At 64.4% G+C, this 20296-nt stretch carries 21 protein-coding genes and 1 riboswitch; of the genes, 14 read left to right on the forward strand and 7 right to left on the reverse strand.

Annotation, left to right across the window (positions count from 1 at the left end):
- The first annotated feature begins 197 nt into the window (after positions 1 to 197).
- From JQ603_RS12195 to JQ603_RS12205, 3 genes are all read left to right on the forward strand, one after another.
- The gene (locus tag JQ603_RS12195; protein WP_212339705.1) at positions 198 to 1442 is read left to right on the forward strand and encodes an ABC transporter permease; all 1245 of its coding nucleotides are present in this window, start codon (positions 198 to 200) and stop codon (positions 1440 to 1442) included.
- Positions 1439 to 2269 carry an ABC transporter permease gene (locus JQ603_RS12200; protein ID WP_212339706.1) on the forward strand — a complete coding sequence of 277 codons (831 nt, stop codon included), beginning with the start codon at positions 1439 to 1441 and terminating at the stop codon, positions 2267 to 2269. The genes JQ603_RS12195 and JQ603_RS12200 overlap by 4 nt, the downstream gene beginning before the upstream one ends.
- Before the next feature lie 299 nt (positions 2270 to 2568).
- The gene (locus JQ603_RS12205) at positions 2569 to 3780 is read left to right on the forward strand and encodes an ABC transporter substrate-binding protein (RefSeq protein WP_212339707.1); all 1212 of its coding nucleotides are present in this window, start codon (positions 2569 to 2571) and stop codon (positions 3778 to 3780) included.
- A 250-nt stretch (positions 3781 to 4030) separates the two neighbouring features.
- Here the strand turns inward: JQ603_RS12205 and JQ603_RS12210 are convergent, their stop codons facing one another.
- Both JQ603_RS12210 and JQ603_RS12215 read right to left on the reverse strand, forming a co-directional pair.
- The gene (locus JQ603_RS12210) at positions 4031 to 4561 is read right to left on the reverse strand and encodes a PRC-barrel domain-containing protein (protein WP_212339708.1); all 531 of its coding nucleotides are present in this window, start codon (positions 4559 to 4561) and stop codon (positions 4031 to 4033) included.
- Between the two features lie 227 nt (positions 4562 to 4788).
- The gene (locus tag JQ603_RS12215; RefSeq protein WP_212339709.1) at positions 4789 to 5340 is read right to left on the reverse strand and encodes a hypothetical protein; all 552 of its coding nucleotides are present in this window, start codon (positions 5338 to 5340) and stop codon (positions 4789 to 4791) included.
- A 180-nt stretch (positions 5341 to 5520) separates the two neighbouring features.
- Here JQ603_RS12215 and JQ603_RS12220 point away from each other — a divergent pair, with 180 nt between their 5' ends.
- Positions 5521 to 6276: a response regulator gene (locus JQ603_RS12220; RefSeq protein ID WP_212339710.1), complete on the forward strand. Its 756-nt coding sequence runs from the start codon at positions 5521 to 5523 to the stop codon at positions 6274 to 6276.
- A 13-nt stretch (positions 6277 to 6289) separates the two neighbouring features.
- The gene (locus tag JQ603_RS12225; RefSeq protein ID WP_212339711.1) at positions 6290 to 7618 is read left to right on the forward strand and encodes an ATP-binding protein; all 1329 of its coding nucleotides are present in this window, start codon (positions 6290 to 6292) and stop codon (positions 7616 to 7618) included.
- A gap of 63 nt (positions 7619 to 7681) precedes the next feature.
- Here JQ603_RS12225 and JQ603_RS12230 read toward each other — a convergent pair whose 3' ends face one another.
- Entirely contained in the window at positions 7682 to 7882 is a 201-nt protein-coding gene (locus JQ603_RS12230; RefSeq protein WP_212339712.1) for a hypothetical protein, read from the reverse strand.
- A gap of 232 nt (positions 7883 to 8114) precedes the next feature.
- Here JQ603_RS12230 and JQ603_RS12235 point away from each other — a divergent pair, with 232 nt between their 5' ends.
- The 6 genes from JQ603_RS12235 (at position 8115) to thiC (ending at position 13733) form a co-directional block, all read left to right on the forward strand.
- Positions 8115 to 8648, forward strand: a complete 534-nt coding sequence (locus tag JQ603_RS12235) for a lytic transglycosylase domain-containing protein (RefSeq protein WP_212339713.1) — start codon at positions 8115 to 8117, stop codon at positions 8646 to 8648.
- Positions 8649 to 8781: 133 nt separating this feature from the next.
- A riboswitch (TPP riboswitch) is annotated at positions 8782 to 8910 on the forward strand.
- Positions 8898 to 9923: an FAD-dependent oxidoreductase gene (locus JQ603_RS12240; RefSeq protein ID WP_212339714.1), complete on the forward strand. Its 1026-nt coding sequence runs from the start codon at positions 8898 to 8900 to the stop codon at positions 9921 to 9923. (Overlaps the previous riboswitch by 13 nt.)
- Positions 9914 to 10111, forward strand: a complete 198-nt coding sequence (gene thiS / locus JQ603_RS12245; RefSeq protein WP_212339715.1) for a sulfur carrier protein ThiS — start codon at positions 9914 to 9916, stop codon at positions 10109 to 10111. The genes JQ603_RS12240 and thiS overlap by 10 nt, the downstream gene beginning before the upstream one ends.
- 165 nt (positions 10112 to 10276) lie before the next feature.
- Positions 10277 to 11059, forward strand: coding sequence for a thiazole synthase (locus JQ603_RS12250; protein ID WP_212339716.1), 783 nt, complete (start codon positions 10277 to 10279; stop codon positions 11057 to 11059).
- Positions 11046 to 11654, forward strand: a complete 609-nt coding sequence (locus JQ603_RS12255) for a thiamine phosphate synthase (protein WP_212339717.1) — start codon at positions 11046 to 11048, stop codon at positions 11652 to 11654. Before JQ603_RS12250 ends, JQ603_RS12255 begins: the two co-directional genes overlap by 14 nt.
- Before the next feature lie 180 nt (positions 11655 to 11834).
- Entirely contained in the window at positions 11835 to 13733 is a 1899-nt protein-coding gene (thiC, locus tag JQ603_RS12260; RefSeq protein ID WP_212339718.1) for a phosphomethylpyrimidine synthase ThiC, read from the forward strand.
- A gap of 134 nt (positions 13734 to 13867) precedes the next feature.
- On the opposite strand, the gene JQ603_RS12265 is transcribed toward thiC, so the two are convergent.
- On the reverse strand, positions 13868 to 15469 hold the full coding sequence (locus JQ603_RS12265; protein WP_212339719.1) for a GmrSD restriction endonuclease domain-containing protein: 1602 nt from the start codon (positions 15467 to 15469) through the stop codon (positions 13868 to 13870).
- A gap of 45 nt (positions 15470 to 15514) precedes the next feature.
- On the opposite strand from JQ603_RS12265, the gene JQ603_RS12270 reads away from it, so the two are divergent.
- Positions 15515 to 16069, forward strand: coding sequence for a mismatch-specific DNA-glycosylase (locus JQ603_RS12270; RefSeq protein WP_212339720.1), 555 nt, complete (start codon positions 15515 to 15517; stop codon positions 16067 to 16069).
- Positions 16070 to 16520: 451 nt separating this feature from the next.
- Here the strand turns inward: JQ603_RS12270 and JQ603_RS12275 are convergent, their stop codons facing one another.
- Complete coding sequence (locus JQ603_RS12275; protein WP_212339721.1) at positions 16521 to 16958, reverse strand: VOC family protein; 438 nt, start codon at positions 16956 to 16958, stop codon at positions 16521 to 16523.
- A 248-nt stretch (positions 16959 to 17206) separates the two neighbouring features.
- Between JQ603_RS12275 and JQ603_RS12280 the strand changes: the two genes are divergently transcribed.
- A complete protein-coding gene (locus JQ603_RS12280) occupies positions 17207 to 17854 on the forward strand; it encodes a glutathione S-transferase family protein (protein WP_212339722.1) in 648 nt (215 codons plus the stop codon).
- A gap of 147 nt (positions 17855 to 18001) precedes the next feature.
- On the opposite strand, the gene JQ603_RS12285 is transcribed toward JQ603_RS12280, so the two are convergent.
- The gene (locus tag JQ603_RS12285; protein WP_212339992.1) at positions 18002 to 18547 is read right to left on the reverse strand and encodes an HD domain-containing protein; all 546 of its coding nucleotides are present in this window, start codon (positions 18545 to 18547) and stop codon (positions 18002 to 18004) included.
- 305 nt (positions 18548 to 18852) lie between these two features.
- Between JQ603_RS12285 and JQ603_RS12290 the strand changes: the two genes are divergently transcribed.
- Positions 18853 to 19548 (forward strand): glutathione S-transferase family protein, encoded by a 696-nt coding sequence (locus JQ603_RS12290; RefSeq protein ID WP_212339723.1) that lies wholly within the window; start codon positions 18853 to 18855, stop codon positions 19546 to 19548.
- Between the two features lie 119 nt (positions 19549 to 19667).
- On the opposite strand, the gene JQ603_RS12295 is transcribed toward JQ603_RS12290, so the two are convergent.
- Positions 19668 to 20102: a hypothetical protein gene (locus tag JQ603_RS12295; RefSeq protein ID WP_212339724.1), complete on the reverse strand. Its 435-nt coding sequence runs from the start codon at positions 20100 to 20102 to the stop codon at positions 19668 to 19670.
- Positions 20103 to 20296: the final 194 nt, after the last annotated feature.

Consider the following 20296-nt stretch of genomic DNA (forward strand, 5'->3'; position numbering starts at 1 on the left):
CGGCGCGCATTGAAAGCAGTAACGTTGCGGCCATCCTTCGAGACGCCCGCCTTCGGCGGGCTCCTCAGGATGAGGACGGAGTGTGCGGCAGCGGCTCTAGAGGCACCGATGTCGGAGAGCCTCATCCTGAGGAGAGCGCGAAGCGGTCGTCTCGAAGGACGAGGCGCTTGCTCAGGCCGATCGAAGAGGCTCTCTCCATGGCGCCCCTGACCGCGACCGAGGTACCGCTCAAGCGCCGCTTGAGGCGCGCCGAGCGGGCACGCCAGGTCAAGGCGTTGGCGCTGGTCCTGCCGCTTCTCGTCTTCCTGCTCTTCACCTTCGCAGGTCCCATCGCCGGCATGCTGTGGCGGGCCGTCGATGACCGGGAGGTGCGCCAGGTCCTGCCGCAGACGGTCGCTGCTCTCGCCAGTTGGGACGGCAAGGACCTGCCGGACGAAAAGGCCTATTCGGCGCTGGCAGGCGACATCCTGGCGGCGCGCGCCTCCGGCACCGTCGCCATCGCGGCCAAGCGGCTCAACTACGCGCTGAACGGTTTTCGCACGATCCTGACCAGCACGGCACGCAATCTGAAGGCGGCGCCTGAGCCCGGCACGGCCAGGGAGACGCTGGCCAAGATCAATCCGGCCTGGCGTGAACGCGCCACCTGGACGACCATCAAGGACGCCAGCGGCCCGGTGACCGGTTTCTACCTGCTGGCGGCGCTCGACCTGACGCGGAATGCGGACGGCGCGGTTGTCGCTGCTCCGCCGGATCAGGCCATCTACCGAGACATTTTCGCCCGCACCTTCCTCATCAGCCTCGGTGTCACCGCGCTCTGCCTGATCCTCGGCTTTCCCGTCGCCTATCTGCTGGCGACGCTGCCGCCCGGTCGGTCGAACCTGCTGATGATCTTCGTCCTGCTGCCGTTCTGGACGTCGCTTCTGGTCCGCACCTGCGCCTGGATCGTGCTGTTGCAGAGCAAGGGCGTCGTGAACGACAGCCTGCACTGGCTCGGCATCATCGACGAGCCGCTCCGCCTGATCTACAACCGCTTCGGTGTCTGCGTGGCCATGACCCACGTGCTCCTGCCGTTCATGATCCTGCCGCTGTACAGCAGCATGAAGGCGATCTCGCCCGCCTACATGCGCGCCGCCGCCTCACTGGGCGCGCCGCCCCTCACCGCCTTCCTGCGCATCTACCTGCCGCAAACGCTGCCCGGCGTCGGCGCGGGAAGCCTGCTCGTCTTCATCCTGGCGCTCGGCTACTACATCACACCCGCACTCGTCGGCGGCGCCGCCGACCAGATGATCAGCTACTTCATCGCGCTCTACACGACCGAGACCGCGAATTGGGGCCTGGCCTCGGCGTTGGGTGCGGTGCTGCTGCTGGCGACCGTTCTGCTCGCCCTCGTCTACGGCAAGCTGGTGCAGGGCCAGCAGGTCACGGGAGGGATGAAGAATTGAGCGACAATTCTCCTCTCCGCACGCCCAGCCAGCGCATCGCGTGGGCCGCGACCATCGTCATCTCGACGCTGGTGTTCATCTTCCTGATTGCGCCAATCCTTGCGATCATGCCGCTGTCCTTCAGCTCGGGCTCGTACCTGACCTATCCGCTGCCTGGCCTTTCCCTGCGCTGGTACGACGACTTCATCAATTCGCCGCGCTGGATGAATTCGCTGAAGAACAGCATGATCATCGGCATAGCCTCGACCCTGCTGTCCATGGTCTTGGGCACGCTGGCGGCGCTGGGGCTGGCGCAGTGGAAGAGCCGGTTCAAGCCGCTGGTGCTGGCTTTCGTGCTGTCGCCGGTCGTCGTGCCCGGCGTCATCACTGCGGTGGGCCTGTATTTCTTCTTCGCGCCGATTGGCCTTACCGGCAGCTATCTCGGCCTGATCCTGGCCCACACCGCGCTGGCGACGCCCTTCGTGGTGATCACGGTCGGCGCGACGCTGCAGAGCTTCGACACCAATCTGACGCGCGCCGCCGCCTCGCTCGGCGCTTCGCCGCTTCAAGCGTTCCGGCGCGTGATCCTGCCCCTGATCCTGCCGGGCCTTGCCTCGGGTGCGCTGTTCGCTTTCGCGACCAGCTTCGACGAGGTGGTGATCGTGCTGTTCATGGCCGGTCCCGAGCAGCGCACCCTGCCGCGCGAAATGTTCAGCGGCATCCGCGAGAACATCAGCCCGACCATCACGGCAGCGGCGGTGATCCTGACGACGGTGTCGGTCATCCTCCTCGCGACGCTGGAAGGGCTGCGCCGGCGCAACGAACGGCTCAAGGGCAGCGGCGGCTGATAACTTCTCCCCGCCTGCGGGGGCGCGACGAGCTTCGCTCGCGCTGAGAGGGTCGGGGTGAGGGGGAGCCTCCGCGAGGACGGTGAGAGTGGGACTCGCGGAGAGTGCCCCTCACCCGGAATGCATCCTCGATGCATTCCGGCCTCTCCCCGCAAGCGGGGAGAGGCGAAGGGAACACCGCCCGCCCCTTCTGATTTTGCATTCCGCTATGGCGCGCGCCGCTTAGCTGCCGCGACGGATAGAAGCTAGAACAGTCCCCGCAACAACGCCCGAACAACAACACTCAGGGAGAAAACAACATGCAAAAACTCATCGCCGCCGTCGCGGCCGGTCTCGCGCTCGCCGCAACCTCCGGCGCCGCGCGGGCGCAGATTTCCGACGATGTCGTCAAGATTGGCGTGCTCACGGACATGTCGAGCCTTTATGCGGACGCGACCGGCAAGGGCTCGCTCGCCGCCGTCGAGATGGCGGTGGCCGATTACGGCGCCAAGGTCGCGGGCAAGCCGGTTCAGGTGGTCGCCGCCGATCACCAGAACAAGCCCGACGTCGGCGTCAACATCGCCCGCAACTGGTACGACAACGACAAGGTCGATGCGATCTTCGACGTGCCGACGTCGTCGGTGGCGCTGCCGATCTCGGCGCTGACGCGCGAGAAGAACAGGATCAACATCAATTCGGGCGGCGGCTCCTCCGACATCACGGGCCCCGCATGCTCACCCAATACCGTGCACTGGACCTACGACACCTACGCGCTGTCCAACGTCGCCGGCAAGGCGATGGTGAAGCGCGGCGAGGATAGCTGGTTCTTCGTCACCGCCGACTACGCCTTCGGCATGGCGCTGCAGCGCGACGCCGCCAACGTGGTCAAGGAGAGCGGCGGCAAGGTGCTCGGCGAGGTCCGTCATCCCCTCAATTCGTCGGACTTCTCTTCGTTCCTGCTGCAGGCCCAGGCCTCCAAGGCCAAGGTGGTCGCGCTGGCCAACGCCGGCGGCGACACCACCAACGCGCTGAAGCAGGCCGCCGAGTTCGGCCTGACCCAAGGCGGCCAGAAGATGATCGCGCTGCTGCAGGAGATCACCGACACGCACTCGCTCGGCATCAAGGCGACACAGGGCCTGATCGTCACCGATGCCTTCTACTGGGATATGAACGAGGAAACGCGCGCCTTCTCCAAGCGCTTCAACGAGAAGGTCGGCCACATGCCGACCATGATCCAGGCCGGCCTCTATTCGGCGACCATGCACTATCTGAAGGCGATCGAGGCCATCAAGACCGACGAGGCGCCGAAGGTGATGGAGCAGATGCGCAAGACGCCGGTCAACGACTTCTTCGCCAAGAACGGCAAGATCCGCATCGACGGCCGCATGGTCCACGACATGTATCTGTTCGAGGTGAAGAAGCCCGAGGAGTCCAAGGGCGAGTGGGACCTCTACAAGCTGATCGCCACCGTGCCCGGCGACGAGGCGTTCCGTCCGCTCGACAAGGGCGGCTGCCCGCTGGTGACGCATTGAGAGTCTTCTCCCTCTCCCCGCTTGCGGGGAGAGGGAAAGAAGCTCCGCCTCGGACCGCCAATTCCTCATCCTGAGGAGCTTGCGAAGCAAGCGTCTCGAAGGATGAAGGCCCGGCTGGTGGCCTCGCCCTTCGAGACGCGCGCGAAGAGCGCGCTCCTCAGGGTGAGGATCAACATCCTCTATGAGAAAACGACACGACAGCGCGCCCGGTAAAAACCAGGCGCGCTTCGTTCAGCCAACTAGAAGCCCATTACTCCGCGTACTTGAACTCGGGCATGTTCTTCAGCTCGTCCTTGCTCGCATTGAACACGGCGTGGTCCGGATACCACTTCGACGTGGACGACGTCGTGGTCGCCGCAGGCTTGTCGGTACCGGTCGCAGCGCCCGTCGTCGTGGTCGCGGCGGGCTTGGCGCCCGGGTTCGTGGCGGCGCCGGTATAGGCCACGGCCTCGTTGACGAACTTCAGCTTCTCGTAGGGCACCGCAACCAGATGCTCGCCCATGCCGAGGAAGCCGCCAACGCCGATCACGGCGATCTTGATGTTGCCGCTCTTGTCCATCAGCAGCTCGTTGATCGAGCCGATGTTCTCGTTGGCGTCGTTGTAGACCTTCAGGCCCGACATTTTCGACGTCCGCCACTCGCCCGAAGCGGTCGTGGCCGTCGTTGTCGCGGTGGCTGCAGGCGCTGCCTTGTCGGTGGTGGCCGTCGGGTTCTGCGCGAACGCGGCGGTCGCAAGCAGTGCAGTGCCGGCGAGGCCGGCGACGATCGATTTCGTCAGCATGTTGTCCTCTCCTTCAACAAAAAGCTCGTGTGGAGAAAACAGCGCTGAACATCAGCAGTTCCGAGCGCGCGGCAATTTCGTCGCGCGATACGCGAGAAGGACTCGCTGGACGAATGTTCCTGCGTCACCCAGGAACATTTTGCGGCGCACCGTTCCCCGCCGGCGATCATGCGCCCTGGGTGAAGCACGATCGCGGCGGGGAACGTGCCGACCCGCGTCGCTCGGGGTCAGCTCTTGAAGTCGATCAGGAGCGCGGAGAAATTCGAGCTGCTCGATGAGCTGCCGTTGGCGCCGTAGGACGAGCTCGACGATTGCGACTGCTGCAGCGCCTGCAGAAACTGCTGGAGGATCTCGGCCGTGGTCTGGTCGGTCGAGCTGCTGCTCGTCGAGTCCGTCGACGACGAATCCGAGGAGCTGTCGTCCGGCGGCGGGCCGGGCGGCGGTCCACCGGCACCGTCGGGACCGTTCGCGAAGGCGGACTGAAAGACGTTCTTCAACTCCTCGGCCTGGTCCGAGGTCAGCGTCCCGTTCGACACTTCGCTGGAAATGAGTTCGTCGATCTTCGACTGCATGTCCTCCTTGGAGGGACGCGTGCCGCTCGACTGGTCGCTCGACCGGCTCTGCTGGAGCGCGGTGTCGATGTCGGTCAGCGCCGTCGAGAGCGCGGACTGGTCCGACGACGAGATCGTGCCGGCGGAAACTTCCGATTGCAATTCCTGCTGCAGCCGCTGCAAGGGCGACTGGTAGCTGCCGGCGGATGCCGCCGAAATCGAAGTCATGATGGCTCCGTGGATTTTGCGGGGTTTCTTGTGTGACCGCGCCACGGTATGGTTAACGGCCTTAACGATACCTTGCCGCTTCCCTGCCCGGGCATGTCGCCATGTTGCGGAAATGGCTACGGAAACAATCTGAAACAAAAATCTTCGCCATTTGGCCCGAATCTTGGACAAACAAAGCGCATGGCCATTCCCAATCCCAACATCCTGGTCGTCGAAGACGACCGCGAAACCCGGACGTTGATTGCGAAGTACCTGCGCAACAACGCCTGCAACGTCACCGCCGTGAGCGACGGCCGCGAGATGTCGCGCGCCATGGCCGACCACCGCGTCGACCTCATCATCCTCGACGTCATGCTGCCGGGCGAGGACGGCCTCAGCCTGTGCCGCAAGGTGCGCTCGGAGACGCAGACGCCGATCATCATGCTGACCGCGCGCGGCGAGGACGTCGATCGCATCGTCGGCCTCGAGATGGGCGCGGACGACTATCTGCCGAAGCCCTTCAACCCGCGCGAGCTGCTCGCCCGCATCAACGCGGTGCTGCGCCGCCAGGCGGCCGCGCAGGCGGCAAGCTCGATCGAGGGCGCGAGCACGCTCGCCTTCGAGGGCTGGCGCATCGATTTGCGCCTGCGCGAGCTGCGCAATCCGGAAGGCGCGCGCGTCGCGGTGACCAGCGCCGAGTTCGATCTGCTCCGCACCTTCTGCGAGCGGCCCGGCCGCGTGCTGTCGCGCGACAGCCTGCTCGACCTCACCCAAGGGCGCAACTCCGGCTCGTTCGAGCGCTCCATCGACGTGCTGGTCAGCCGCATCCGCCGCAAGATCGAGCCCAATCCGGCCGATCCCACCATCATCAAGACGGTGCGCTCCGGCGGCTATCTGTTCACGCCCAGAACTGAAGTAGCAAGCACGGAAGCGGTCGCGCCATCCCTGAGCAGCTGAGGGAACGGCCGTCATGACGCCGTTCCGCTTCTTCCACCTCAAGAGCATCGGCGGACAGATCGCCGCGCTGGTGGTGGCCTCGATCGTCGCGCTGCATCTGATCCTCACCGTGAGCTTCCTGGTGAGCCGGCCGGATCGCGCCGATCCGCCGCCCGACAGCGCACATCAGCTCGCGGACGCAGCCCTGCTGCTCAACGGCGCGGAGGCGGGCGAGCGGCCGCGGATCCTCGCCGATATCGCCCGTGCGTTTCCGAAGGCCGGAATCGAGCTGCTCGCGCCCGGCACGGTTGCCGCCGGCGGCGACGGCGAGGGCCCGCATCTGCACAATGTGCGCCGGCATCTCGGCCATCAGTACAAGGTGCTCGCGCTTGCGCCGCAGGGCGGCCCGCACCGGATCGCGGTCGAGCTGCCCGACGGCACCATGGTTGCCGGCCGCGTCGAGCCGTTGCCGCACGGATCGCGGTTCTGGGGCGGGCCGTGGATGATGACGCTGCTGTTCGTGCTGATCAGCGTCACCACGCTCGGTCTCTGGGCCTCCTACGCGCTGGCTGCGCCGCTGTCCTCCTTCGCCAAGGCCGCGGAGAATTTCAGCCTGGACGGCGAGGCAGACCCGCTGCCCGAGCGCGGGCCTGAAGAGATCCGCTCGGTGGCGCGCGCGCTCAACCGCATGCACGAGCGGATCGCGCGGCTGATGTCGGATCGCACGCGCATGCTGGCCGCGATCAGCCATGATCTGCGCACGCCGATCACGCGGCTGCGCCTGCGCGCCGAGTTCATCGAGGACGAGGGCAACCGCAAGCGCATGCTGATGGATCTCGACCAGATGCGCTCGATGCTGGAATCCGTGCTGTCGCTGCTGCGCAACGACCGCAAGATCGAGGCGGTGACGCTGGTCGATATCGCCAGCACGCTGCAGCTCATTGCCGACCAGTTCGCCGACATGGGCCACGTCGTGCACTATGAGGGGCCCATATCGGCGACCGCCGCAGCGCGGCCCGACGATCTGCATCGCGGCGTCACCAATCTCGTCGAGAACGCGGTGCGCTTCGGCGCCGAGGTCACGATCCGCCTCGACATATCGGGCACCAAGCTCGTCATCGACGTCGAGGATGACGGCCCCGGCATTTCGGATGCGCGCAAGCAGGAGATGCTGGAGCCGTTCGTGCGCGGCGACGACGCGCGCACCATGGACGAGTCCACCGGCTTCGGCCTCGGCCTGTCGATCGCACGCGCGATCGCGATCGCCCATGGCGGCGAGCTGTCGCTGCACGATCGCGAGCCGCACGGGCTGATCGTGCGGATGCAATTGCCGGTGTGGCAGGAGCCGCGACTCGCGGCCTAGCGCATGATCCGGAAAAGTGTGTAGCGGTTTTCCGAAGAGATCACGCGCCCTTAAGCCAGCAATTCAGGCTGCGAGCGGCGGATGCTCGATCGCGTGCTCATCGAAGATCGCGACCGCCTCGAAGCGGTAGCCGCAGGCCTGGCACGTCCAGAGATAGGATACGCGGCCTTCGCCCGGTTCGATCCAGTCCGGGAACGGGATCGGTGTGCCACATTGTGCGCACGGGTTCTGCATGGGGATGTCGTCGATGTGTGCTCTGCTCATTGACGTCCTCCCGAGTTGCCGTTTCTTGACGAGCAGTTTTTGAGCGAATGCGCGAATGGACAGACCCGCTGTCGCGTAAGGCGCTCCGCCAGTTCTAAACTTAACCCAGGTTTAAGTCGTAAAAGCGACGGGCCGGCGAAAATCGCCGTTGGTGACACTTCGCCACATCATCGCCGTGTTCCCGCGGCCTAACGCGCAAGGGTGCAGGTCCGTTCTGCCGAGGAATATTTCGATGAAAATTTTGCGTATTGCCGCGCTTGCCGCGGCGGGACTGATGATCACGCCGGCCGCATTCGCGGGCGAAGCCGAGTATGCCGAGATGGTCGCGATGCATGCCCGCGCCAATGGCGTGCCGGAAGCGCTGGTGCATCGCGTCATCATGCGCGAAAGCCGCTATCAGCCCGGCCTCGTCGGCCGTGGCGGCACCATTGGCCTGATGCAGATCAAGCTCGCGACCGCGCGCGGGGTCGGCTACACCGGCGATGCCGCCGGGCTGCGCGATCCCAACACCAATCTCACCTATGCGGTGAAGTACCTCGCCGGCGCCTATCGCGCCGCCAATGGCGACCACGCACGAGCTGTGCGTTATTTCGCGGGCGGCTATTACTACGTTGCAAAGCGGCAGCGCCATGAGGCCATGCAGGTCGCCAATGCGGGCGAGACCTGGCTCGAGCCCAACGGCAATCCGCAGCCGATGTTCGGCAACGTTCCGCACAGGAAGCTGGCGCAACGCGTCCGCAACGCGCGGGCGCAGGTTCCGCACTAACCGCTGTTATTCCGAGGCAGTCTGCATGACTGACCCGGAATCTCGAGATTCCGGGCCTGGTGCTTCGCACCATCCCGGAATGACTGCCCTGTGGCTGACGCGTTGACCACCCCGCCTCCCTGGCATACATTAGACCCGTTCCGAGGGGTGCTCCGAGGAGGAGCTGAGATACCGCTAAATGGGCAATACCGCCCAGGACCGCGGTGACCCTTTGAACCTGATCCGGGTCATGCCGGCGAAGGGACAGGGATGTTGCAGACCACCAAGCGACCGGATTCCCCGGTATCCATCATCGGCGCAGGCATTGCCGGCGCCTGGCAGGCGCTCTTGTTCGCACAGGCCGGCCACGCCGTGACGTTACACGAGCGCGGTGACGCCACCATGACCGACGCCACCAGCCACTGGGCCGGCGGCATGCTGGCGCCCTATTGCGAGGCCGAGGTCGCCGAACCCATCATCTCCAGGCTAGGCCTGCGCTCGCTCGACATCTGGCGGCGCGAACTGCCCGACACCCCCTTCAACGGCTCGCTCGTCGTCGCCCATCCGCGCGAGCGCAACGATTTCGAGCGCTTTGCCCGGATGACCGAAGGCCATCGCCGCCTCGATGCAGCAAGCTTGGCCGAGCTCGAGCCGTCGCTCGAAGGCCGCTTCCGCGATGCGCTGTTCTTCCCGACCGAGGGCCATGTCGAGCCGCGCCGCGTGCTGCCGAAGCTGCACGAACGCATCAAGGCTGCCGGCGGCACCATCAAGTTCGACAGCGACGTCACCGCAAAAGATCTCGCAAACCTCAATCCTAAAGGCATCGTGATCGACTGCCGCGGCCTCTCCGCCCGCGACGAGCAGCCTGAGCTGCGTGGCGTCAAGGGCGAGATGATCCTGATCGAGACGGACGAGGTGCAGTTGTCGCGCCCCGTGCGGCTGATCCACCCGCGCTGGCCGCTCTACGTGATCCCGCGCGAGCAGAACCTGTTCATGCTGGGCGCGACCTCGATCGAGGCCGAGGACACCGGCGTCAGCGTCCGCTCGGCGCTGGAGCTGCTCGGCGCGGCCTACGCCGTGCATCCCGCTTTCGGCGAAGCCCGCATCGTCGAATTCGGCTCCGGCCTTCGCCCCGCCTACCCCGACAATCTGCCGCGCATCGGCATTCGCGGCGAGACCATCGCCGTCAACGGCCTCTACCGCCACGGCTTCCTGATCGCGCCGGCGCTCGCCGAGCTGACGCTCGCCTATGTCCAGCGCGGCCAGATCGACAATGAGGTGATGCAATGCGCGTGATCGTCAACGGCGAGCAACGCGAGATCAATTCGGCCAGTGTCGACGCGCTGCTGAGCGAGCTCGACTACGAAGGCACCCATTTCGCCATCGCGCTCAACTACGACGTCGTGCCGAAAAGCCGCTGGGCCGAGACGAGCCTGAAGGCCGGCGACGAGATCGAGATCATCACGCCGCGGCAGGGAGGGTGATGGAGATGAATACCGCCACAAACTCCGCCGTCATCCTGAGGTGCGAGCCGCCTTCGGCTCGCCTCGAAGGATGGCCGCAAGCGGCGCTGTCATCCTTCGAGGCGCGCAAGTGCGCGCACCTCAGGATGACGGCCTGTGCAAGTCGCCTGCAAGGAAATTGAAGCCATGGTGACCTTCTACGGCAAATCCTTCGCCTCCCGCCTCCTCATCGGCAGCGCGCTCTATCCGTCGCCGGCGATCATGCAGGAGGCGATCCGCGCCTCAGGGGCAGGTATCGTCACGGTGTCGCTGCGGCGCGAATCCGCCGGCGGCAAGACCGGGGACGCGTTCTGGAAGCTGATCCGCGAGCTCGACGTCGCCGTGCTGCCGAACACCGCCGGCTGCCGCACCGTGCGCGAGGCCGTGACCACGGCAAAACTCGCGCGCGAGCTGTTCGGGACGTCCTGGATCAAGCTCGAAGTGATCGCCGACAACGACACGCTGCAGCCCGACGTCGTCGGCCTCGTCGAAGCCGCGACCATCCTGGTCAAGGACGGCTTTGAGGTGTTCCCCTATTGCACCGAGGACCTCTCGGTCGCCAACCGCCTGGTCGACGCCGGCTGCAAGGTGGTGATGCCGTGGGCGGCTCCCATCGGCAGCGCCAAAGGCATCACCAACCGCGATGCGCTGAAGCTGCTGCGCGAGCGGCTGCCCGACATCACGCTGGTGGTCGACGCCGGCATCGGCGCGCCCTCCCACGCCGCGCAGGCGCTCGAGCTCGGCTACGACGCCGTGCTGCTCAACACCGCCATCGCAAAAGCCGCCGATCCCGTCGCGATGGCCAACGCCTTCCGCCTCGGCTGTGATGCCGGCCGCACCGCCTACGAAGCCGGGCTGATGAACGCCCGCGACTTCGCCTCCCCCTCCACCCCTGTCGTTGGGACCCCGTTCTGGCATGCCGTATCCTGATCGCTTCTATCCCGTCGTCGACAGCCTCAAATGGGTCGAGCGACTGACCAAGCTCGGCGTCGGCACCATCCAGCTGCGCGCGAAGGAGCTCAACGACGCCGACGCGCTGCAGATCGTCACCGACGCGCTGGCGATCACGAAAGACACGCAAGCCAAGCTGGTCGTGAACGACTATTGGCGCGCGGCGATCGTCGCCGGCGCGAAATATCTGCATCTCGGCCAGGAGGATCTGGCGGATGCCGACCTCAAGGCCATCCGCGAGGCCGGCCTGCTCTTCGGCATCTCCACCCATGACGACGCCGAGCTTGAAACCGCGCTCGCCGCCAAGCCCGATTACGTCGCGCTCGGCCCGATCTTCTTCACCACGCTCAAATCGATGCGCTTCGAGCCGCAGGGCATTCCGAAGATCACCGAATGGAAGAAGCGCATCGGCAGCATCCCGCTGGTCGCGATCGGCGGCATCAAGTTCGAGCACGCCGCGGAGATTTTTGCGGCGGGCGCGGATTCCATCGCCGTCGTCAGCGACGTCACCCAGAACGCCGACCCCGATGCCCGCGTGCGGCAATGGCTCGGCGAGTCGAAGGAGGCGGCATGATGCGCACGCTCTCACCCCACACGCCACTGTCATCGCCCGGCTTGACCGGGCGATCCAGTACGCCGCGGCGTCTCGGCTCTAGCCGCACCGCCTCGGAGTACTGGATCCCCGCCTTCGCGGGGATGACAGCGGTATTTGCCTCTCGCACAGCGACATCAACGAATTAAACCGGAGGATCCCATGAACATCCGCTCCAACCCCGACAAGACCGTCCCCGCCGTCACCACCGGCCCGCTGCCCTCCTCGCGAAAAATCTTCGCGTCTCCCGACGCCGCGCCCGACCTGCGCGTGCCCTTGCGCGAGATCATTCTCTCCGAAGGCGCCGGCGAGCCGAACCTGCCGGTCTACGACACCTCGGGCCCCTACACCGATCCGTCCGTCACCATCGACGTCAATGCCGGCCTTGCGCGCAACCGCAAGCAATGGGTGCTGGAGCGCGGCGGCGTCGAGGAATATGAGGGCCGGCAGCTCAAGCCGGAGGACAATGGCAGCGTCTCCACCGACAAGGCCGCGCGCGCCTTCTCGGCCTATCACAAGCCGCTGCGCGGCCTCGACGGGCAGAAGATCACCCAGCTCGAATTCGCCCGCGCCGGCATCGTCACCAAGGAGATGATCTACGTCGCCGCCCGCGAGAACCTTGGCCGCAAGCAGCAGCTCGAGCGCGCCGAAGCAGCGCTCGCCGACGGCGAGAGCTTCGGCGCTTCGGTCCCCGCCTTCATCACCCCGGAGTTCGTGCGCGACGAGATCGCACGCGGCCGCGCCATCATCCCCTCCAACATCAACCACTCCGAGCTCGAGCCGATGATCATCGGCCGCAACTTCCTGACCAAGATCAACGCCAATATCGGCAACTCGGCGGTGACCTCGTCGGTCGAGGAAGAGGTCGAGAAGATGGTGTGGGCGATCCGCTGGGGCGCCGACACCGTGATGGACCTCTCCACGGGCCGCAACATCCACACCACGCGCGAATGGATTTTGCGCAACTCGCCGGTGCCGATCGGCACCGTGCCGATCTACCAGGCGCTGGAGAAGTGCAACGGCGACCCGGTGGCACTCACCTGGGAGCTCTACAAGGACACGCTGATCGAGCAGTGCGAGCAGGGCGTCGACTATTTCACCATCCACGCCGGCGTGCGCCTGCAATACATCCACCTCACCGCCAACCGCGTCACGGGCATCGTCAGCCGCGGCGGCTCGATCATGGCGAAGTGGTGCCTGGCGCACCACAAGGAAAGCTTCCTCTACACGCATTTCGACGAGATCTGCGACCTCATGCGCAAGTATGACGTCTCGTTCTCGCTCGGCGACGGCCTCCGTCCCGGCTCGATCGCGGACGCCAACGACCGCGCGCAGTTTGCCGAGCTGGAGACGCTCGGTGAGCTCACGAAGATCGCGTGGGACAAGGGCTGCCAGGTCATGATCGAAGGCCCCGGCCACGTGCCGATGCACAAGATCAAGATCAACATGGACAAGCAGCTCAAGGAGTGCGGCGAAGCCCCGTTCTACACCCTTGGACCGCTGACCACCGACATCGCACCGGGCTACGACCACATCACCTCGGGCATCGGCGCGGCCATGATCGGCTGGTTCGGCTGCGCCATGCTCTGCTACGTGACGCCGAAGGAGCATCTCGGGCTACCCGATCGCAACGACGTCAAGACCGGCGTCATCACCTACAAGATCGCAGCCCACGCCTCCGACCTCGCCAAGGGCCACCCCGCCGCGCAACTGCGCGACGACGCCCTCTCCCGCGCGCGGTTCGAATTCCGCTGGACCGACCAGTTCAACCTCGGCCTCGATCCGGACACCGCAAAGAGCTTCCACGACGAGACCCTGCCGAAGGAAGCCCACAAGGTCGCCCATTTCTGCTCGATGTGCGGCCCAAAGTTCTGCTCGATGAAGATCACGCAGGACGTGCGGGATTATGCGGCGACGCTGAACGATCCGAACTCGGTGGGGATGTCGATCAGCGGCACCGCCGAGGACGGGATGAAGCAGATGAGCGCGAAGTTCAAGGAGATGGGCTCGAGCGTGTATCTGGATGCGGAGAAGGTGAAGGAGAGCAATCGGGTGCTGTGAGGGCTCGCTCCGCTCGTCATCCCCGAGCCACTCCAATTCCAGAAAATAAGCAGGCCAGCGCGAGCAGGCCTGCTGGTTTCAATTGAGTATTTCTTGTCCCACTATAGATTCGGCGCGGGCGTCGAGCTGATTATTTACTGAAGGATTCGACGGCCGGGCAGCATCTCGCGCAAGAAGCCGTTGAAAGCTTCGGCAAGCAGAACACGGCGAGCCGCCCAAAATTCGTCAGCTTTGTCAACATCCCAAAGCGATGCATCGAGCGGGATGCATTGGCTCTCAAGCGTTTCCCGCTTGAGTTTCTTTAGGTAGACGTCCGGCGAAGCAGCACCTACGTTTCTGTTAGCTTCGCCACTGATAAAAGCAATGTTGGCGACTGCATCCGCTTTTCCTCTCCTGGCTTCTTCGAATTGCGCACGAGGCAAAATGTGGTGCCGATCGACATTTGCCTGCAGTAAAATCTGAGAGCCCGAGAACAAATCGCGGAGCCCTCGGTGCCGACAGGCGATATAAGCTGCGAAGAGAGCGCCCTTATCGTTGAGTGCCCCTCTAAAATCATTCGCGATTGCGCCGAACGCCCCGGCGTCTCTACGAACGTTAGTTAGCAACTTGCCAATCGGATCGTCCGATCGGCACGCACGCAAGTCTTGATCTAGTGCTGTTTCAGACGACTTGCTGTAGCGATGCAACAGTGCTGCCATGGCCAGCCATCCTGCCACGCCTCTTGGGTCTCTGTCACGCACGCCGCGCGATGCGCACAATGCGATGACCGGAACAAGAAGCGCGCCGCTCCATAGGATGTCCATATTGACCAAGCCAAACTCGTTCCGAATGAGCGCCATCGCCTCCTTTGTTGCCCGTTTTGTCGCAGACCAAGCATTTGCGACCTCGGAACGACTTAGCTCATGGAGAGGAGTTCGACTTCGACCATCGGGAAGCGCAACGAACGCACAGGCACGAAATAGGTGCATAACGTTCAGGCGGGAAAAACCCTCACCTTTAAGTTCAGCGACGAAGGGCGCAACCTCATCCGCAATAAAACCTGTGTGCTTCGCAGCAACGCGCGCGCTAGCGATGTCCTCCGTCTTTAGCTTAACACCCAAGGTATTGATGCGGGTAAATGCCTCAACAGCCTGATCGAAGGAGAAATCCCGCATATGAACCGCTGGAATTTCGTACTGCATCAATTTACGCACATTCTCAAATTTGGCCTCACGACGCTCGCCCTTCAACCCATCGGGTAAAGACTTCCGGAGTTGCCGATACAGTTCGTCATCTAGTATTTCGCTCACCGGAAACCAGTTACTGTCCTTTTTTGTTGCTGCATTTGCCAAGCGAAATGCGTCTTCGTCAGGATTGAAAACCACCTCGATGCCTTCGTCGCCACTCAATATTCTGGACAACGTGATTACTCGTTGTTGCCCATCAATAAGCCACGAAATTGACCGGCCTCGAACAGGGCGGGGGTCTCGTCGACGAGAGCGAACATCGGAGTCACTCGACCAAAGCAGCAACGCTGAGATCGGAAAGGAACGATAGATCGAGTCAATCAGATGCGGGGCTCTACTCTTCTTCCAAACATACTCTCGTTGAAATTCAGGAATGACCAGACGCCCGCTTCGATAGTCTTCAATAATGTCTCGGACTTTGAGTGTTTGAATATCCAAATTGTGTGCCATGAATCCCCCAAGTAAACTTCTTTTTTGATCCCACATCAAATTACGATAGATCGTCAGCATTGCAATTGAGGATTGCGTCGATGTCCACCGTTCAGCGCAGACCGAATGAGGCGAAATCCGGGACCAACAATTGATCCGCGTGTCGACAGTCTCGTGATCAACCCCCACCGCCTCCCCGACCAGCTCCGTCCCAACCTTCGCCTCGTCTTCGTCGGCACCGCCGCCTCGACGCGCTCGGCGGAGCTCGGGCATTACTACGCCCATCCCGGCAACCGCTTCTGGCGCGCGATCCATGAGGCCGGGATCACGCCGCAGCGCTATCAGCCGGGCGAGTTCGCGGCGCTGATCGAGCTCGGGATCGGCTTCACCGATCTCTCCAAGTCGGGCGCCGGGATGGATCACCAGATCGCGGCGGAGACGATCGACGTGGCGGGGTTCAGGGCGAAGATGGACAAGTACCGGCCGCGGACGATTGCGTTCACGAGCAAGAAGGCGGCGAGCTTGTTTTATGGCAGGCCGTCGGCTGCGATTGCGCTGGGGCGGCAGGCGCACGATGGAAGCTGGCCGGAGATTTTTGTGCTGCCGTCGCCGTCGGGCGCGGCGTCGGGGAGTTGGACGCTGGAGCCGTGGCGGGAATTGGCCGCGTGGATCGCTGCGTAGGGTGGGTTAGACGTGCGGATGCGCGAAGCGCAGTCCGCTCGTCGTAACCCACCAGGTCTGTCGCCGCGAACACAGACGTGGTGGGTTACGCCTCGCACCGTTGCGCGACGATAGACTGCAATTGGGATCGGCTAACCCACCCTACGGACCTCCACACTCCGCCGTCTTCCTGGCGAAAGCCAGGACCCATTACCCCAGGGAGAAGTTTGGCGAAGACTCGTGGTCCGGTACTGCGACCAATCGCAATCGATAGATCACGCGGTATGGGTCCTGGCTTTCGCCAGGACGACACTGTGGGTGTAGCTCGCGATCTTGCTCAAACTCGAAGCCTCGTAGGGTGGGCAAAGGCGCGTCAGCGCCGTGCCCACGATTTCTCCGTGGGTCCCGACAGTGCGTGGGCACGGCGCGCGTAGAGCGCGCCTTTGCCCACCCTACGGGACCGTTGGCCCGCTCACCCCGCATACGCCTTATCCAGCTCCGCGATCACGATCTTCCGCATGCCCATCATCGCCTGCATGACGCGGTTCGCCCTGGTGCGGTCGGGATCGCCGAGATAGCGGCCGAGCGCCGTCGGGATCACCTGCCAGGACAGGCCGAACTTGTCCTTGAGCCAGCCGCACCGCGATTCCTCGCCGCCGTCGGCGGTGAGCGCTTTCCAGAAATAGTCGACCTCGCCTTGCGTCTCGACGCTGATGAAGAACGACACCGCCTCATTGAAACGGTATTGCGGCCCGCCATTGAGCGCGTGGAAGCGCTGGCCCTCCAGCTCGAACACCGCCATGAAGTCGCTGACGGTGTCGACCTTGGCATTGGGAAACACCGATTTGTAGAACGCGACCGCCTCGGGGACGTTGTTGTCGAACCAGAGAAACGGCGTGATCGAGGTCATGGGCGGGATCCTTTCGGCTTGGGCGGGGCGCGCTGGTGCTCCAAGGACGCGGGCGGGAGGGGCGTTCCGACAATGGGGACGGGATTTTTCTTGTAGCCCGGATGAGCGAAGCGATATCCGGGGCGACTATTCCCGCATATCGCTTCGCTCATGCGGGCTACGGGCTCCGCGAAATCGCGATAACCTGTCGGAAACCGCCCCGCCCGTTCGTCCTCTGGACCAAAGCGCAATCAACCCCGGAGCCCCGGATGCCCACCATCACCGCCTTCGAAACCTCGCCCGACCGCGGCCGCGGGCAGGCGCGTGACATGCGCGTTCGTTGGGCACTCGAAGAGGTCGGCCAAGCCTATGACGTCCGCCTCGTGTCGTTCGCGGCGATGAAGCAGCCGGCGCATCTTGCGCTGCATCCGTTCGGGCAGATCCCGACCTATGAGGACGGCGATCTCGCGCTGTTCGAAACCGGTGCGATCGTGCTGCATATTGCCGAGCGTCATGGCGGACTGCTGCCGACGGACAGCAACGCCAGGAGCCGCGCGATCGCATGGATGTTCGCCGCGCTGAACACGCTGGAGCCGCCGATCGTCGAGCTCGGCATGGCCATGCTGTTCGAGCGCGACAGGAGCTGGTACGCGGAGCGGCTGCCCATGTTGCAGGATCGCGTCCGCACCAGGCTCGGCGAATTGTCCCGCCGCCTCAGCGGTGCCGACTGGCTCGACGGCGCGTTCAGCGCCGGCGATCTCATGATGGTGACGGTGCTGCGCCGGCTGAACACCTCGGGCCTGCTGGACGAGTATCCCGATATCGCCGCCTATGTCGCCCGCGGCGAGGCGCGGCCGGCTTTCCGGCGCGCGTTCGATGCGCAGCTTGCGGTGTTCAACGCGGCGTCGCGGTCGTAGGGTGGGTTAGCTGTACGGCCAAGCGAAGCGCAGATCGCGCGGCGTAACCCACCGCTTCTGTCGCCGCGGATGGTGAAGTGGTGGGTTACGCCACGGGACTGCGCTTCGCGCAGCCCGGGGCTAACCCACCCTACGCTAACTATCGCTTCAACTCAGCGACGCCAGCTCGCGCGCGAGGTTGGCGCGGGCCTGCCGGTCGAAGATCGCAGCGAAGTCCGGATCGGGAAAGATGATCTCGCGCGCCGCGAAATGGCGGAGCACCCGGGCGCGGCCGATGCGATAGTCGTCCTCGCTGACATGGATGAACTCCCGGCGGATCGCAGCGGCATAGGCGTCGTAGCGCGCGGGATCAGTGCCGAGAATGCTGAGGTCGATCGAGATCAGGATCGCCCCGAGACGATCGCCGGCGGGAACGTCATGCGTTTTCGTCAGGCGGATCAGGCGACCAACCTCCTGGCGAAGCTCAGCGCGAACGTTCTGCTCGGCGAGCTCTGCGCTGCGCTCCTCGTTGTCCGGCCGGGTCGGATCGTAGACGACGTCATGCCACCAGATCGCCTCCGACAGCGTCTCACGCTCGGCGGCCGAAAGCCCGCCGACACGCGCGAGCGCGGCCAGGCAATCCTCGATATGCGCCAGATTGTGGTAGTGGCGGCCGGGTGCCGCATAGGCAGCGGCCAGTTCCTCGCGGGTCATCGGCAAGGTGTCATTCCTCGAACAATTCCTTGAACAGCATCTGACGCGAGTTGACGACGTGGATCAAGTCGTAGGTCGTGCCCCACACTCAGCCGTCGTCCTGGCGAAAGCCAGGACCCATAACCACAGGGAAGAGTTTGACGAAGACTCGTGGTTCGGTACTGCGACTGTCCACAACGATAGATTCCGCGGTATGGGTCCTGGCTTTCGCCAGGACGACAGCGTGGTTTGGCGAATTCCGCGAGCCCATTGCATCCACCACCCCGCCCCTGCATGCTGGCTCCGCCCACACGGAGGAGCCGCCCATGCTGACCCTCTATTCCTACCCCGAGCTGTTCGGCGTCGCCGACAACAACGGCTACGGCCTCAAGGTCTACGCCTTCCTCAAGCTCGCAGGCGTGCCGTTCGTGCACGAGCACATCTTCGATGCCTCCGCCGCGCCGCGCGGGCAACTGCCTTATGTCGTCGACGACGGCGAGACCATCGGCGACAGCGAGACCATCATCGCGCATGCGATCGCGAAATATCGCCTGACCATCGATGCCGCGCTGTCACAGGCCGCACGGCGCACCAATCATCTCGTCACGCGCATGCTGGACGATCTCTACTGGGTGATGTCGTATTCGCGCTGGAAGGACGAGCGCTTCTATCCGGCGTTCCGCGACGGTTTTATCGCGCAGCATCCGCAGGTGAGTGCGGAGGGGTTCGAGAAGGCGAAGGCGTACAACGCGCAGCGCTATCACTACCAGGGCATCGGCCGCTACACGCCCGATCAGGCCTATGCGCGGGGGCTCGCCGATCTGCAGGTGCTGGCGGAGATCGTGCCGGCCACGGGCTTCGTCCATGGCGCCGCGCCTGGTAGCATCGATGCCGGCATCTACGGCTTTGTCGCCAACATCTATTATTTTTCGATCCCGACGCCGCTGAAGGCCTTCGTCGATGCGCACGAGAACCTCGTCGCGCATTGCGAGCGGGTGCATGCGATGGTGACGGGAACGTAGGGTGGGTTAGCTCGCGGCCGCGCGAAGCGCGTCCGCGGGCGTAACCCACCACTTCTGTCTCCGCGGAAACCAAAGAGGTGGGTTACGCCTTCGGCTAACCCACCCTACGGCACCGTTTTCTACCGCATCGTGATCGCGAGACCGCTGAGATCCGCATTCGCCATCAGGCCGACCTGCGTGCCGGTCAGCTCCAGCACCGCGCCCTTCTGGTTGGTGAGCACGATGGCGCGGGCGCCGCGGCCCACCGCAAGGCCCGCGCCGGCGGCGCCGTAGACGCCGGCAACGTCGGAGGGACGGTTGATGTTGGAGACGCGGCCACGCAACACGGTCTTGGATCCCCCGAACACGAGGCCGTAGTCGAGCCCGCCGGTCGAGAGCCCGTAGGAGCGGCCGCGGAAGTTCAGCACGCCGCTCCCGCCGGAGCCGCCGATGATCCAGCCCGCCTTGTAGATCGTCAGCACCACGGTGCCGCCGTCGGCCAGCGCCGAGGTCGAAAGGCCGGCAAGCGCGGCAATGGCGACCAGCGCGGCGCGAAGGGGGCTAGCGATCTTCATGGAGTGTCTCCGGGGGCTATTTTTCAAGGGAGGGACGCGAATCAGACGAGCCGAATCTATCCGATCGATCGCGGCGGCAACATGATGGGGCGGACAAGGGGCGCGGTCTGCGGCCACGCACCCAACTGTCATCGCCCGGTTCAACCGGGCGATCCACTATTCCAGAGGCGCCTGAGATTGAACCGAGAAGCCGC

It is taken from the genome of Bradyrhizobium liaoningense, assembly GCF_018130825.1.
Lineage (GTDB): Bacteria > Pseudomonadota > Alphaproteobacteria > Rhizobiales > Xanthobacteraceae > Bradyrhizobium > Bradyrhizobium liaoningense_B.